Below are 15,597 nucleotides of genomic sequence, written 5' to 3' on the forward strand. Positions count from 1 at the left end.
TTTATGTTTTGGTCTTTACATTTTATGTTTTCCTTGACTTAATCCTTGACTTAATCCTTGACTTTCCTTAACTTTCCCTTAACTAATTGCCTGTTCGTAGTCAGTGACACCACGCGCAATAGCACTAGCGAAGTCGTCAGCATGGTGTTTGAGAAGTGCTGCGTCCTCCTCGTTTGAGATAAAAGCAAGTTCAACGAGACACGCAGGCATATCGGTATTACGCACAACATAGAAATCGGCCTCTTTTAAACCACGGTCAGGGAAGTCATTGTCAATCTTACCAAAAGCCCCCACAATCTGACGCTGAATACAGCCTGCGATATCACGACCACCCACACTGCCGGGGTAAGAGAACGTCTCAACGCCACGTGCAAACTCACTTGCTGCAGAATTGCAATGGATGCTGACGAACACATCAGCTCCCCACTCGTTAGCGGTATCGCAAATCTCTTCAAGAGAATCAGATTGAAGCGTCATTACTTCAAGGCCGGCTGCAATAAGATAGCCTTCTACCAAACGACCGACATGTGCAGCAACATCAGACTCACGCAAACCACAGCCGCATGCACCGGGGTCAGGGTTTCCGTTGGGGGCATGCCCCGGATTCAGAAAGACTTTCATACTTATTCCTCCTTCACATCTTGCGCATCTTGTGGGGTATCTTGGGGGGTAACACCCCATGATATAACATCGTCATTGTCATCAAACTTCGGCAATCGTATCTTGCTTACGTCGTGCAAATATTCCCACGCGTCGGGGAGAAAACACTCTACAAATAATAGCTGCTCCCCTAGCGTCATTTCCTTACAGTCTTTATCCCTAAGACCGTCTGTCACCGTAAGAATCGCCTTCTTTCTCGTGTGCTAACTGTTCAAGTTTATCCCGGATACTCACCGGAATAGGTACGCCACAATGACTCAAATTCTCCGTTATGCTAAGCCCCTCATTGCCTAAAAGCGCATACGTAACAAGCACCATGAAAATGTTTTGTCCTATAGCAAGGTCAAGGTAATGCGCAAACACTACAAAGGTTACAAGAGCTATCTTCTTCACAATACCACGCAGGCCACGCTTACTTGACAGTTTGGCTCTAGGTTTCATATAAGCAGCCATAACACCGGTGATATAATCTATCAGCATAAATACGGCCAGTGCCTGCAAAGCATCGTTCCACTGTCCAAACAAAAAGGTTGCCATTGTCCCTGTCACTCCTGTAATACCTCCCCATACTGCCTCCATGCGTACGGGGATTAAAGACCTTGCAATTTCATTTATCTCATTCATCTACACACCTCCTGTCCATCTTATGATAAACAAGAAGTGTTACGGTGCCCGTATAGTCATAAGCCCCTCCTAAAATAAAAGAGGCAACCTACCTTTCGATAGATTGCCTCACAATATTTATTTCATCCATGCTCTAAGTTCATCGTCTTTTTTCTGTGCCTCCGTCTTGGGCTTTTTAGACTTCTTCTTAGTCTCGTCCCCGGTTGCACGGTCACGTGAACTCTTTTCCCTGCTATCTTTATACTGTTTTAACTGCTTGTCAGAAATCCCCCACAGAATAAGCTGATGACGGTTTTCTTCTGACGGGTCGTCAAGATAAGCGTCCATAATAAACTTCTTATCTTCCTTCTGACGTTGACTGCTTTCATACAGGTAGCTATTGATAAACTGCGTGTTGGTTTCGTCAATGTGCCGGAATCCCATGCCATGCAGGATACGCTCATACATGCCATCGTAGGTAGAACCTACTCTATGGTGCGTTGTATGAGTTTCACCCAATGCCGCCTGAATCCAGTTGCCAAGCCCCGGCGATACAGCCTTAATTGCCTCAACGGGATTGCCGTTTCTAAGCTGATTCTGTACACCGCTGACAGTGCTATATGCAGCACCACCTAAGAGAGTACCAATAGCTCCCGGCGTTGACTCCGGTTTACTGCCGTAATAACGTCCTGCAAAGAAGTTCTGCATGCCTGCACGCTCGGAAATATCAATTCCCGTGAATGCTGCAAGTGGGCCATTAGTAAGCGAATTGACAACAGCCTGTTTCGCGCTATCATCGCCTGCCCACCGCATAAGCTCAGCTTTCATCTTCTTAGCAAAGTCATCATCATCACCCGGAATCAAAAGCCCCAACATGCCAGCCAACAGTTCACCGAAAGGAATCATCCCCGGCAAGCCAGTAAGCAAGAAGTATGGCATAAGGAATTTTGCCCTCTGCGTATTGGTGCCATGCACTACATGATTCCAGAAGAACTCAAACTGCATGATTGGGTACTTTTGGAACTGGAATGCCTGCTGCGTAATCACACTGCCCATGCGAATTGCCTCCGGCGTATTGGCTGCGCTGTAATCGAAGTTTGCCTCCGAGTTTACTTCGCGTGCATATTCCAAAGCCTGCGCAGAAACAGTCTGACCGTTATCCGGTTTCATACCTTTATCCTGCACGCCCTGATAATACGCGCCAAGAACTGCCGCCTTACGCATGAGAGCGTCACACCACGTGAAGAAGAACATTGACTTATCAAGCAACTGCTTGCCTTTGCCAAGTCCTTTACGTGCGCCTCCGTAATCACGAGACTGCGTGTAACCACCTGCATCCGAGGCCAGGTTAATCTCATCCATGATACCACTGCGGTCAAGAATCAGATTGTCCAATTCGCTAGGTTTGAGTGCCTTGTTTAATCCCATTTTAGCATATTTCACGCTGTCCAGCATAGTAGCTACGTTAATAAACTGCATGAAGTTCAGCATAGGCGAAGAAATACTCAGACACCCAAGTTTAGTTACTGCATTGAACCACGACACTTTAGAGGAAAGTGCAAGCGCAGGTCTGCCGTTATACGTATCGTTCAGCTTTTCACCGATGATAGGAATACGGTCAACTACTGCATTGCACCACTTCTCGACTTCGCGAGGCGTACCGTTTACATCATTGATATAATCACGGATAACCCTCGCCGTCTTACGCTTGTTAGCACTCTTAATCGTATTGGGGTCAGCATTAAAGTCACCAAAGAAACGCTCATACCATGAAATAGCGTCCGGCTTAAAATGTTCCATAGCCACATACCGGGCTGCTGAATTGAAATAATGAGTGAGTGCCCACATCATATTTTCATCAAAGCCCTGTACGCCGGTACGTTTCATCATATTGCCAAAGAAACGGTGACGACTCTTTAACGTTGCTCCGGCCGAATCATGCAGGAATTTGTTCGCCTCAGTCAAAGACATTTCCGTATTCTCTGCCAGTCGCTTGGTCATTTCCTGATAATTCAAGTCGCCAACAACAACGCCGTTGTTCTCGTCACCATATTCAAAGCTATGCGTATCGATGACAAACTGCATATCCGGATTATGCTTAGCTACCTCGTTGGCAATCTTTGTAGCGTCTGCAAGAGACTCTGCACTGCCAATAGCTACACGCATATCATTGCCGTTCTCATCCTTGGTCTTGGCATAAACCATGAACCTGTGGAAGAAGTGCGGCATATAGCCTGTCAGCTTGCCCATAGGCTGTGGCTTTTCGTTGTAAGTAACATTGTATACCCCTTTGCCAAGTTCCTGCTTATCCGTAATGGCAATGTTTTCATTGGCCTCCATTGACTTCAGCATATCATCATTAACAATGTCGGTACGGCCTGTATAAACCTTTGCCCCACGGTAGGTAACAACAATCTTGCCGTTTCCAATATCCTGCGTATTGATGATATCTCCGGTGTCAATAAAGTTCTCTTTCATGAACTCCGGCAACTCACTAGACTTAATCGTCTTATTGCGAACCTTCACCTGCATACGAGCGTCATTGACAAGCTGATAAGCCTTTGCCAAGTTATCCCGGACCAGTTTATAGGCAGCAATAACATTATCGCTGAAACCTTCCTGCTGAAGTTCTTCAGCAGTATATTCCTTTCCGTCTGCGTCACCTGCCCACAAAAGAGCATGCAAACTATCACGGTCAGCCTCATCAGTCATCAGTGTGTTGATTTTGCGAATGACCTCTTTGAACTCATTACGCAAATGCTCCTGCTCATCCATACAACGCTTGCCAAGGTAATACATGCGCTTAATAGCCTCATTCTTACCGGCAAGATACTTCATGCTATGAGCCATAGCCGTCAGTGGCAAGGTATCGTCAAGAGAAGTTTTCTGATTCTGCTTTTCCGTATGACGGTCTTGAACATTATCTTCCAACTTTTCCTGTAAGCCCAAGAGTTTTCTAGCAGCATTCTTGATGCGTTCCATTGCTCCCGGTGCCTCATCGTTATCAATTCGCGCTACAGAATAACGCACATCGTCGGATGTAGCTGGCGTGGCCATTTTCGCCTGTGCTGAATCGTAGATAATATAATCGTTGCCATAGGGCAGATTATTATAATCTACATCATCTTTGTCAGCACTAACATCGGTAACGTCTTTGATAATTACGCCGTCATTATCTCCCTTTTTACGAGCATCCAGTACCAGGCTATTGGTATCATAGACTTCCTCGGCTACTTCATAAGTGTCGTTTTCAGGGTCGTTCAGTTCTTCTGATATGTATTCATTTAACATATCAAAAGCTGAACCGTCGCCATTATCAAATTCCTCGCGCAAAATTTCCCCGGTGTCCATGTTACGAACAACGGCCTTTGAAATTTCATTAGGCGAACCACCTTTTAGGTCAGCAACGTATGGGTTGCGGATATTAAGGAATACCTCATGAATCGTATCCCCGTAAGATTCTGCTATTTCCCTGTTGCTTGTAAACCATGCACCGGTTCCTTTTGTATGACGAACGCCGTCAGTCCTAAACATATTGTCTTTCAGTTCGCCTCTAGTGCCGTGATATACCACTAAGGGTTCACCGTTTTCATCGACTACCTGTGAGGAATGCTCTGCATCGTTTTCCCAATCACCAAACCATGCCTTAAACTCTTTGCTCCGTACATATCTGTACTGCTCAGGAGACAGATTAGAACGCTTGCCGTTGGGAGCAAGATTATCAGCTACAGTTTCGTTATTGTCAACATCAATTCGCGCTACAGAATAGCGTACATCGTCTTTGTCGGCATCAAAACGCTGTGACAATGGAATGATATTACCGTTATCATCATAGGTGATAGGTGCTAAGGTTTTGCGTGCTGCGTCATACTGCTGACCAGTATAGCCGAGCTTTTCAAGGTCAAGAGGCCCAATAACAAAATCGTTACCTGTACCATAAGCCTGCCACTCTTGTGGCTTATATCCATTCTTTGCAAGAATTTTATTGCACTCATCCTCTGTCAATGCCCTGCCGATTTTCAGTGAACCTGAAATATACCAAGCACCTAAATCCTGAGCATTAGTCATCGGATTGGTCGCGAATTTATAGCCACCATCTACAGGCATTTCCTGCATATCATGGAAAGTTACACCGCCGCCTTCATTTTGCGTTGTTTTGGTATAGTCATGGTCGTAAGCGATTTCACACTCAAACACTACCTGATTATACCTGTGGATGTTTTTATAGTTGGTTTTACCACCACCGCTCTTTCCGCCTTGTGGGAAGAATGGCAGGTCGCCAGCGTGCCAACCGGGGCGATATGCTAAGGTAGCAATGGTTTTTGCGCCTTCCTTGATATATCCCATTTCGACCAGCTTTTTCACATCTTCCTTATCTACATTAGACAGGTCAACCAGCCGGCTATAAGTCTTACCACCTTTTGTGCTCGGATTCTTCGTGGATGGGATATAGTAAAGCCCATTAGAATTGTCCTTGAAGTGGAATGTGTCTTTAGCGTCAAGCCATACATTCTGCGGTAATTCCTCTTTACTGCTTACAAATAAAGCTGTTGGCACGCCGTCATCCGTTACGGTGAACACCTTGTAAACCTTTTTGGTTTTCTTTGGTGCAGCTTTTGTGCGAGTAGCATAGGCGAGTGTCTGCTCCGGGATAGCATTTTCAAAACCTGCGTCTTTGGCTTTCTGCTCTACCATCTTGACAAGTTCCTGCCGTGCTGCCTCGCGTTCAGCGTCAGTCTTGGCATTCTCCATATCGCGGATGGCAGAGAAATATTCGACATCTAAAGAAGCACCCTCATAATTAGGGTGCTTCGCTATTGAATATTCAGCTTCTTCTACTTGTTTTGCTGGCCTTTCTTTGAACTTGGCGGTGCCTCCGTGGGCTGCGATTGATTGTTCCACTTCTCGCCAAGAATCAAATCTAACAACATTTTGTCCGCTTGCTCTGACGTGGGCACATTCAGCGTAAACCAAATTCGCATCGTCCATCATCCTTTCGATTCTATCCTTGAATACATTAAAGACATCATTGATTTTATACCAAGGCTCACCATCACAGGCATGGTCATCTTTGAAAAGACGATTTAATATGCCTTTCTTATCAATGACTTTAGCATGGAACTGGTTGTATTCATCTGCCCAAGGCTTAACAACAGCTGCTCTAACAAAAGAGTTTTCATCTTTTATAGCTCGGTTTATCTGTTCATTTGTCCATCCATCATCAACTAGCTTTTGGACTTCCTTATTGAACTCTTTAACCACACTATAGGTAATGCCGTTGTTTCGGTTATTGATATCTAAATCTCTAACCTTAGCATACAGCTTATTGTCAGAATTGTCAAGCGATTTTTCTACCCTATCCAAATTTTTTTCTGCCTCAGCTAGAGAATATGCGGCGGCAATGTCCTCCGTGGTATTGCCGTCCATATCAGTCATTTCACGGTAGCCATCATTGCCCACCTTAAATATAGGCTTGCCGTCAGCACCTTTAATATCTCTCACCATATCGCAGAATGCGTTGTGCATAAGGCTCATCTGACGCACGTTCAGCCCATTGCCTTTCGTGTAGGCTGCATTGAACCGAGCTACAAGATTGTCAATAACCCGTTTTACAAAAGCAACCAACTGTTTATACAGGCTGACATTTTCTTTTGCTAGGTTGCGGAAGAACGGTACACGCTGACGTACCTCCGGGAAGGCATCGGCAAACATTTCCTCGATAACCATATCATCGTCCATATCGGTGACACCAATGGACGCACGGTATTTGTTGAGCTGTTCCTTTGAAAAGTTTGCATTCCCCTTAATAGTTTTAAGCATTTTTTCGTACAAGGGTTTATTCTTGCTCTTTATCCAATGGAACATTTCATGCCATGCTATCCAAGAGGCGGATGCCTTGGCGTTGCGATTGATATAACTTACACCGCCAGCATACTTACCTTGCAGGCGAGGGTCGGCAGTAACAAATTTAAGCGTTGCCCCCATAGTCTTAGCCATTTCCTGCAACTCACGTTCAGCAGGTGTCAGCATATCATTGTTGATTTCTACCGCTGTTTTACTCCACAGTTCATCACGTTCATCTTCGGTTAAGGCTCTACCGTTTGCGGTTGAGTAACTTCCTTTCCCCATGAACGCCTCTGCTTCCTGCAAGAATTGGTCACGTTCAGCGGCATCATCAAATATAAAGCCTCTAGCACCTTTTGAATATCTACCGCCGTGTTCCTGGGCGATAGATTTAATCGACGGGTAAACAGTCTTTCGGTCAATGTATCCCTTGATACTTGCTTTCGGACTGCCTTCAAATTCGCCACCCTCAAAGTGTTCCGTTTGCGTAGGAGTCAGTGTCTCGTCAACAATTTCCTGCTGTTCGGCTGCCAATGTTTCCTGCCCTGCAAGATATTTGTTAGCGGCCTTAACAAACTTAGCACGGTCATTTTCGTTGAAGAACTCATACCAACCACCGCGCATATCACGGGTACCACGATTGTTATACGCCAATTCACGCAAACGGGTATCGTCTAGCAGTTTGGTATCGTCCGGCAAAGTGATGTACTTGCGCGAAGGATTGCCCTTCTTATTCGTACTGTTAGTGAAGTGACGGGGAATATCCGAACCAACACGCTCCGGCGTACGCACATTTTCCAGCTTGTCAAACAGTTCGTTGATGTCTTTGACACCTGTCAAGTCAAGGCTGTCAATACCTTCTTCAATCTGTCTGCGCTCCATTTCTGCAAAATCGGCAGGGGAATTGTACTTGTCGATAATCAGAATCTTAGTAGCTACACTTGTGCCTGCACGTTTGAAAGCAACCTGTGGCAGTTTGATTTCAGCCAACAATGCTGCGTTAGGCTGACCGGGATTAGCTTTCGTGCCATCACCGTACAGCCAGTTTTCCAATCGCTTATTGGCAGCAGGTCCATCCGGCACAATAGCAATCAGTCGGCCACCGTCTGCAAGGTGGTCAAAGGCTTTTGCTACATGCTCGTAGGCGGTCTTACCACCTACACCGTACGGAGGATTCATTGCAATACCTTCATACTTATTGTGAATATCCAAGTTTTCAAAACGGTCTTCAACAACCTTTGCCGTCTCGCCACCGTTCAGTCGCATCTTGGCAAGCGTTGCAAGCTCAGGAGAAGGCTCAACGATGGTATTGCGTGTCTCGGCACCGAAGTAACGGGAGATAGCACCATGTCCTGCTGACGGTTCAAGTGCTCTGTCACCGGGTTTCAGCCCCAACCACTCAACCATCTTAAAGCCAATCGGTTCCGGCGTGGGGAAGTAGTCAATACCTTCCTGCGCCTTGTTCCGGCTGTTCTTCTTCTGATTAGCAAAGTAATCTGACTTTGCAGCCTCATACGGGCTTACACCGTCCATGAGTTTTGCGTCACGCTCTTTACCGCCCTTGCCTTCCGTCTTACTGTTCGGCAGGTACTTCTTCCATGAGTCACCGTCAATCGACTCCATAAAGCCCTCGACGATGGCATTACGTAATGCTCTTGCCTCCTCACCCATAGACAGGTTTTCAGCCGTGGATGCACGCCCTGCTATCGTAGAGGCAAAGGCACGTTTTTCCATATCCGTTCCAGTATTGAGATAACGGATAATTGCATCCGTAACAACACCTGTACGATAAATACGGCCTTCCCCTTGGATAAGGTCAGTCGGGCGAGTAGCAAGCCCTAAGTCGATAAGTACACGCTGGTGCTTGCTAGTGGTATCGTGCATAGAGATACCTTCCTTAGCAGACGCACGCTGACACAAGATAATATTTACCTTGCTGCTATCATCTTGGAACTCACGTACAGCGTTCTCGCGTTTCTTCTTGGGGATATCACCATTAAAGATACGCATTGAGTCGCCAAACACTTCAGTAAAACGCTCAATCGGTGACTGCAAATCGTCAAGGTTAAGGTTCAAAAGTTCCGGGTGGTCTTTGCAGAAACGCGCATATTGTTGTCTAGCGGTGTTTCTATCCACCTCATCCATATACTTGAAATCTTCATCCGTGAGTACAAAGGGATTCTCTGCCTCATTCTTCTTGAAGTCATGGAATACTACTACCTTTTTGCCAGCCTTGACGTACTGGTTAATGAGGCTTACGGCCTCTTTAGCCTTAATAGCCTCCAACAGATAGCGTGTACGATTGCCTTTAAGTTTATTCTCAAAAAGCTCATGCAGCTTGCCATACTTTTGGTCGCTGTCAGATACGCCCCGTTCTGTAGCAATCTTCATGCCTTCGTCAATCTGCTTGCCTACGCCGCCATCTACTAACAAATAACCACGTTCATAGTCAGGAGTTACCTTCAGCTTGCGACCGGAAAGCACGCCCTGGTCTTTCAACCACTTGTTGAAGTTAATTTCCATGAGGTCATTATTTACATCAGCGTCCGGTTTTGTCAGCTTGCCCATGCGCATACGATAACCAAAGTGCTTGATAAGGAAATCGCCATACGCATCCGGCTGATTGTAACCGCCGTTCTGATTCTTCTTGCGGTCATAGTGGAATAGATAACCTTCCGCATAATCAATATCCGGCACATAACTAAACGGCGTTGCTGACAGGAAAAGCACCTTCGGTTTATCGGCCTGCGGTATCTGTTTCCACTCAGCCACAGCCTTTTCCTGTTCCTTAATCAGCTTGGCTTGGAGCTTTTCAAGTTCCTGTTTTTCCGCTGCAGTAATCGGATGTTCTTTATCGGATGCCTTACCGCGAAGTTCTGCCAAACGGTCATACTCTTTTGCATGGAGACGTTCAAAGCGTTCACGCAACCCATCAGCATGGTAAGTCATGGCACGGACATTTTCTAATGCCTTGGTGCGGTTGCCCTTCTCACCCTGCATAAGTTTGTGGGATTCGTCCGTGACAATCATATCCCAATCACGCTTAACAAGTTTGTTATTCGCGCCTACATTCTCGTAAGAGGTAATAACAATACCTTCTCCTGCATCCGTGGTATTCTCCAACTTGGAAATATCCAAACCAAAGAATCCCTTGCCGGTGGTAATCCAATCATTCTGAACCTTGTCAGTCGGTGCGATAATGAGGATATTCTTTTTGCCCTGCTGTACAGCACGCTTGATACAGCCTAAGCCTGTGAAGGTCTTGCCTGTACCGGTGCCGTTGGTGAACATCATACCTTCGCCATCTTTGGCATACAGACGGGTGTCAGCCTTAACAACATCGTCAACCTGCTCTTTCATAAGAAAAGGCATGGAACCAGCAATCTGAGCTCTGTCCCCTGCCTTAAAAGAGTCCTTATTGACTTTTACTGTTTCTGTTTTGTGCCCACTATTTCTTCCATCGACGGGTCTGTTTTTAGTAGTTCCAAAACTTTCTGCGTTTCTGCCGTCGTCAACTGCCGGTCTATCATAGCTATCTCGGCGGCTTCCTGTAAGCTGTTTACCTCCGGTGCTATCATTCCTATCTCCTCGTCCGGATTCGCCTCCTTGTACTCCGCTATCGCTAGTCTTTCGGCTACCAGTGGAGCTACGTCCGTGAACGCTGCCGCTATGTTGTGACCGTGAATCTTTTCCAGTCGGTTGTACTCCTTGTCCTCCCCGGCTGACGGATTCTCCATCGCCATGTACTGCCCCCACTTCGTCTTGATTGTTCCCTTCGCTATCCCGTGCAGGATTCTGTCGGGAGCTGTCATTAAGCTCATTGTCCGTTACCTCCTCGTTGCCGTTGTAGAATTTATACGCACCACTATAGGCCAGTTTAAGCAGGTCGTCAAACTTCGCTGCCGTATCTTCACCGGCGCGTTTTACAAAGTCAACACGCACTTCATCATAGGTTGCCTGCGGTTTGCTGTGCATGAAACTGCCAACATAACGGAAAGCAGGAATAACAAGCGACTCATCAATATTCTTGCCGTCCGGGTAGTTCTCAATCATTTCCCAAACAGGACGCAGCCATCCACGAACACTGTCACCTACAGCGTTAATCATATCCCGTGCATACTCAGCAAAGTTCTCTGCCCCACGCTGTACATACAAACGCCCAAGGTTGAACGCAGGTACAATTACATCAGGGTCAAAAATAACCGGCGTAGAGTTGAGACGGTTCCTGCTCTTTTTTAAGGCATCGGATAACTGTTTCTTTAGTTCTTCTTCCCGTTCCTTGGAAGTATCCGACAAGCCCATGTTACGCTTTTTCTTTGCTTTCTTCTTAGTGGTAGACTTCGCCTTCGGCTCTGCTTTTTCCTGCTCAATCGGCGTAATTCCTGCCTGTTTTGCAAGGTCAGCAAAAGTTTCATCTAAGTCGCCAAAAGGATTCTCCGTTTCCGGCGTTGTCTCCTTATTGGATTTATTATTTTTTGTAGATGCCTTTTGGGATTTTGCAGATTTAGTAGACGCTTCCTGTTTTGGAGTCCCCGTCATTTCATTGAGTTTTTTCTCCAACTCCTTTATTACTTTAGGAGCTTCAGAGCGCATCACAATTGAATTAACATTTATCCCTAACGACTTTAAGAACTCCTGGTCTTTATCATTAACCACATACATTTCAAGGTTGCTTTTTACCTTGTCTTGCAAATATGCGTCATACCTATCCTTGAACCAATGATACACCTTTTCCAGTTTCTCTCTCTGGCTGGAAGGTTCATTGCTTGCACTTTCCTTTTCTTTTGCGGCAATAGCATCTTCAAGCTCTGCAAATTCTTGGTGTTTTTGAAGATTCTTCAGCGCAATATCAGGATATTCCTTCTTCCGTGGCTTGCGGCCTAACTCTGCATAAGCGTCCTGATACCACTGAGGATTAAGGCTCTCACCATATCGCCCGTTGATTTCACCACGGTCATTGTAAGTATAACCGTTATTTGTTCCTTTGCCACCGGGATTGCGGTTCATCCGTTCGACTTCCTCATCAATAAGTCGCTGACGTTCTGCTTTCAGTTCATCAAGACTCATATTAGAATAGTCGAGTTTCTGCGGTTCAGATTCTTTTTCCTGCCGAACATGTTCAAGTTTTTCACCTGCGCTAAGGAATGTCTGTGCAGCCGCATCATGCTCCGCTTTGGTCTTAGCGGAATTATCTGCCGTGATATACATTTCCTCTAGTTTAGAAATAGATTCTTCATAGGTGACTTTATCATCGCGGTACTGTTCAACCAACTTAGCTGCCTTTTCACGGAACTGCTTAATTGCCTTTGTCGCTTGCGAAGCGACATCTGGCTGAACCTGTTCCATAGTGGTTGTTGCATTATTTGCAACACCTGCCTCAGCCAACTTACTTTCGGCAAGAGCAATAGCATTCTCTTGGCCTGCTGCAAGGCCATTAGCTAACGACTCATTGACTGGCAAACCTGCCTGTTGCATAGCATTGAGTGCCTGCTGACCTAACTGCTCCAACTGACCTAAAGGCATAGCCTGCAATTCCGCAAGGCGAGTGTTGAAGTCCTGCCCCTGAACATTTGCTATCTGCTGTGCCTTATTTGCCACCTGTTGCGCCGTCTGAGCGTTTTCCTGTTCCGTTGGTACACTTGGTAGTCCTTGTGGTGAAGGCGTGCCCTGTACGGGCTGTGGTGCATTCTGAGCCGTATCCGGGTTATACTGTTCTACCGGTTGAGCCTGTGGTACTTCCTGTGGCTGTTCTACGGGAGAAGGTGCTTGCTCCTGTGCCGGTGCCTGTTCCGGCGCAACAACTGCCATAGCAGGCTGTGCCGTTGGTTCAGGCTGACGAACTCCTGCTACTGCCTTTGCTGTCTCGTTGGGCATAAGGCTGTAAATCTTGCCGAAGTCACGAGAGTCAATAGCTTTCTGTAAGTCATTGACATACTTTGCCTGTTCCGTATCAGTCTTTTGTGGCTGAGGAATATTTATCTGAATGTTGGCAGCCTGCAATACTGCCACCTTTTCCGCATCGTTCAGCTTGTCATTTTTAATAGCGTCCTTTAGGAAGTGCATATTAACCCCGGCAATCTGAGGCGTGAAGTAATCCTTGACGGCCTGCTTACTGATACGCCCGTTTTTATCCACCATAGGTGCAATAAGCTGAGGTGCAAAAGTGTTTGCGGCAGAACGAATAAGCTCTGCACCTTGTTCATCCTGCGCTAACGCCTGACGATTTTCAGCCGTGTTATTAAAGGTGCCATCCTCGTTGTACATATTGGTAAAACGATTAGCCAATACAGACTTAGCACCATCATCAAGGTTATCCATGATACGCTGATAGGAATTGGTGAGGTTGTCGTCCTCACTGCCAGCAAAGTCAATCATGTGATTGCCTAAGATATTGCTGAAGTCCTGCGTTGAAATTGTCGGTGCCGTGCCACCTTTTTTAAGACGCTCACGCCATTCACCGGCATACTGCCGTTCACTGCCCGGCCTACCTACTTCCCAATCGCTAGTCCAAAGGTCAGCGGCCTCCTCTGCGGAAAGTTTATTCATTTTATCCGGCGTTATACCACGCTCCTGTGCCTCTTTCAAGGCATACTCTGCCTGTGTCGTCGGATTCTGTGGGTCTTTGCCGTTCTGTTTTGCCCATTCAAGGAAGGCTGTAGTACGGCCACCGTTCCACTGGAACATACCATAACCGCCTACATGCATTCCTTCTTCTTCATGCTCAGGCACATCGCTAGTATCAAAGTTGTGCTCCTGCTGAACACGGCCTAAGATGCCTGCAATAGCCTCATCGTTATAGCCTGCCTTGCGGAACACGTCAGTAATTGCCCAAGCGTTTGCATGGCCTTCACGCTGACCACCCGTTGCAGGCTGTGTTACCTGCCCACCGTCACTAATGAACGTGTCCGGCGTAGCAACTACAGTACCACCCACGCCGCCTTTAGCATGGCCTGACAGGTCAAAATGGTCGCCTTCATCACCGACCTTAAAACCATGTTTAGCCATTGCCTGGAGGAATTTCTGTGGGTCTTTGACTGATGCTTTATCAACGTCTATCTTCCAACCACCTTCATGGCCTTCTGCTCCTCCTGCATGGTAGCCTTTTTCTGCTCCACCAGTAAGGGTTACACTATCACCATATTCAGCAATAGCCGCATTGAAAGCATTCTTTACAGACTTTTGAACGCCTGCAAGGTCAGTTGCTCCCGGCTTGCTTTCCCATTTAGAAACAAAGCGTTTATCAAACCCATCAAGGCTGTTTTCGCCACTAACTTCCACGCCCTGTGGCAAGGAAGGAGTCTGTCCCTGCTGTGCTTGTGGCGTATTCACATTAGCGTTTACATTGCCAAAACCTGCCTGCTTGCTCAGCCAATCGTTGACAATATCTGACGGGTCAGCCTCGGTGTAGTCGATGTTGCCGGGGAGAGGTACATCGTTGTTTCGCTCTTTCGTGCGTGCAGGGTCAGTCATTGGGTTAGGAGTATCACTGCTATCATAGCTATCACCAAAAGCATTTGGAAAAGCGTGACGGATACCACGGCCTGCAAGATGCATACCGCCCCCCATCAGAGCACCAATAGCAGCGGATTCCAATACATCACGGTCAGTGACGCTCCAATCCTTCCCCTGCTCAGCTTTTGGAATAATCTGCTGTGCGCCTTCTTCAAAACCTTCAATGCCGGAGGCTACAGCCAAGCGTTTTAATCCATTCATCAACCCCTTGCCCTTGCCAAAGATAAGAGCGTTTTCAAGAGCATTAGTACCGCCAAGCAAAAGTTGATTATCCTTAAACACGTTCCAGCGCAGGTTACGTGCCTCATTTTCCGTCTGACCGGGAACATAAGTACCGTTAAGTTTTGCCTCCTCGATGTAATCATCCATAGCACGTTGGCCTTCAAAGGCACCTTCAAGCCCCATGCCCGTGGCTGTAGCTGCTGCCCATGCCGGAACGTTCTCAGCGGCAGGAGTCAAAAAGCGTGCTGCCTTTGCAAGTTTCTTCTCACTGTTGTAGAAGTCAAGCGCACGCTTTCCCCATTTACTTGCCGTTGCTGCCCCTCTCAATGCAGAGGATGCGGCTGCCGCTTGTGGGCCCAATGCAAGCCCTGCCAATGCGCCTGCTCCCATACTTGCAGCCATATCCGCTCCCATTTCAGGGAGTGCCTGTGCCATTGTACTTGCATAATAACGAGCCGAACCTGGCGTATAATCATGCGTATTGCGTTCTCTAGTAGCCTTACCCCAATCGGCAATAGCATTCCACCCCATAGGGTCGCCTTCTCTGTTGCCAGTAAGGTCGTTAGCTAAGTGGGCACCAGTTTCCGCAAAAGCACCAGTACCGGCCGCCAACGCATCAGCTACAACGCCTGCCCAATTTTGGTCATTATAATTAACACCAACATGAGGGAATCGTGCTAAGGCGTATTCTTCCCAAGCACTCCTATCTCCTAACTGTTTCGATAACTCATCACTCATGATTGACATTTGTATTCA

The 15,597-nt window shown here is 46.8% G+C and carries 3 protein-coding genes; all 3 read right to left on the reverse strand.

The features are described from left to right. Positions 1-78: 78 nt before the first annotated feature. The 3 genes from DL94_RS0111165 to DL94_RS0111180 all read right to left on the reverse strand — a co-directional run bounded on the left by DL94_RS0111165 (position 79) and on the right by DL94_RS0111180 (position 15,588). Positions 79-621 (reverse strand): N-acetylmuramoyl-L-alanine amidase family protein, encoded by a 543-nt coding sequence (locus DL94_RS0111165; RefSeq protein ID WP_028130221.1) that lies wholly within the window; start codon positions 619-621, stop codon positions 79-81. Positions 622-819: 198 nt separating this feature from the next. Further along, positions 820-1,284 (reverse strand): phage holin family protein, encoded by a 465-nt coding sequence (locus DL94_RS0111175; RefSeq protein ID WP_051586431.1) that lies wholly within the window; start codon positions 1,282-1,284, stop codon positions 820-822. A 117-nt stretch (positions 1,285-1,401) separates the two neighbouring features. Further along, a complete protein-coding gene (locus tag DL94_RS0111180) occupies positions 1,402-15,588 on the reverse strand; it encodes a phage tail tip lysozyme (protein WP_081798811.1) in 14,187 nt (4,728 codons plus the stop codon). Positions 15,589-15,597: the final 9 nt, after the last annotated feature.

The organism is Selenomonas sp. AE3005 (assembly GCF_000686945.1).
In the GTDB taxonomy this organism is placed as follows: domain Bacteria; phylum Bacillota; class Negativicutes; order Selenomonadales; family Selenomonadaceae; genus Selenomonas_A.

Excerpts from the sequence above, each read along its gene's own strand:
- DL94_RS0111165 (WP_028130221.1), bottom strand. The coding sequence starts at position 621 with ATGAAAGTCTTTCTGAATCCGGGGCATGCCCCCAACGGAAACCCTGAC.
- DL94_RS0111175 (WP_051586431.1), bottom strand. The coding sequence starts at position 1,284 with ATGAATGAGATAAATGAAATTGCAAGGTCTTTAATCCCCGTACGCATG.
- DL94_RS0111180 (WP_081798811.1), bottom strand. The coding sequence starts at position 15,588 with ATGTCAATCATGAGTGATGAGTTATCGAAACAGTTAGGAGATAGGAGT.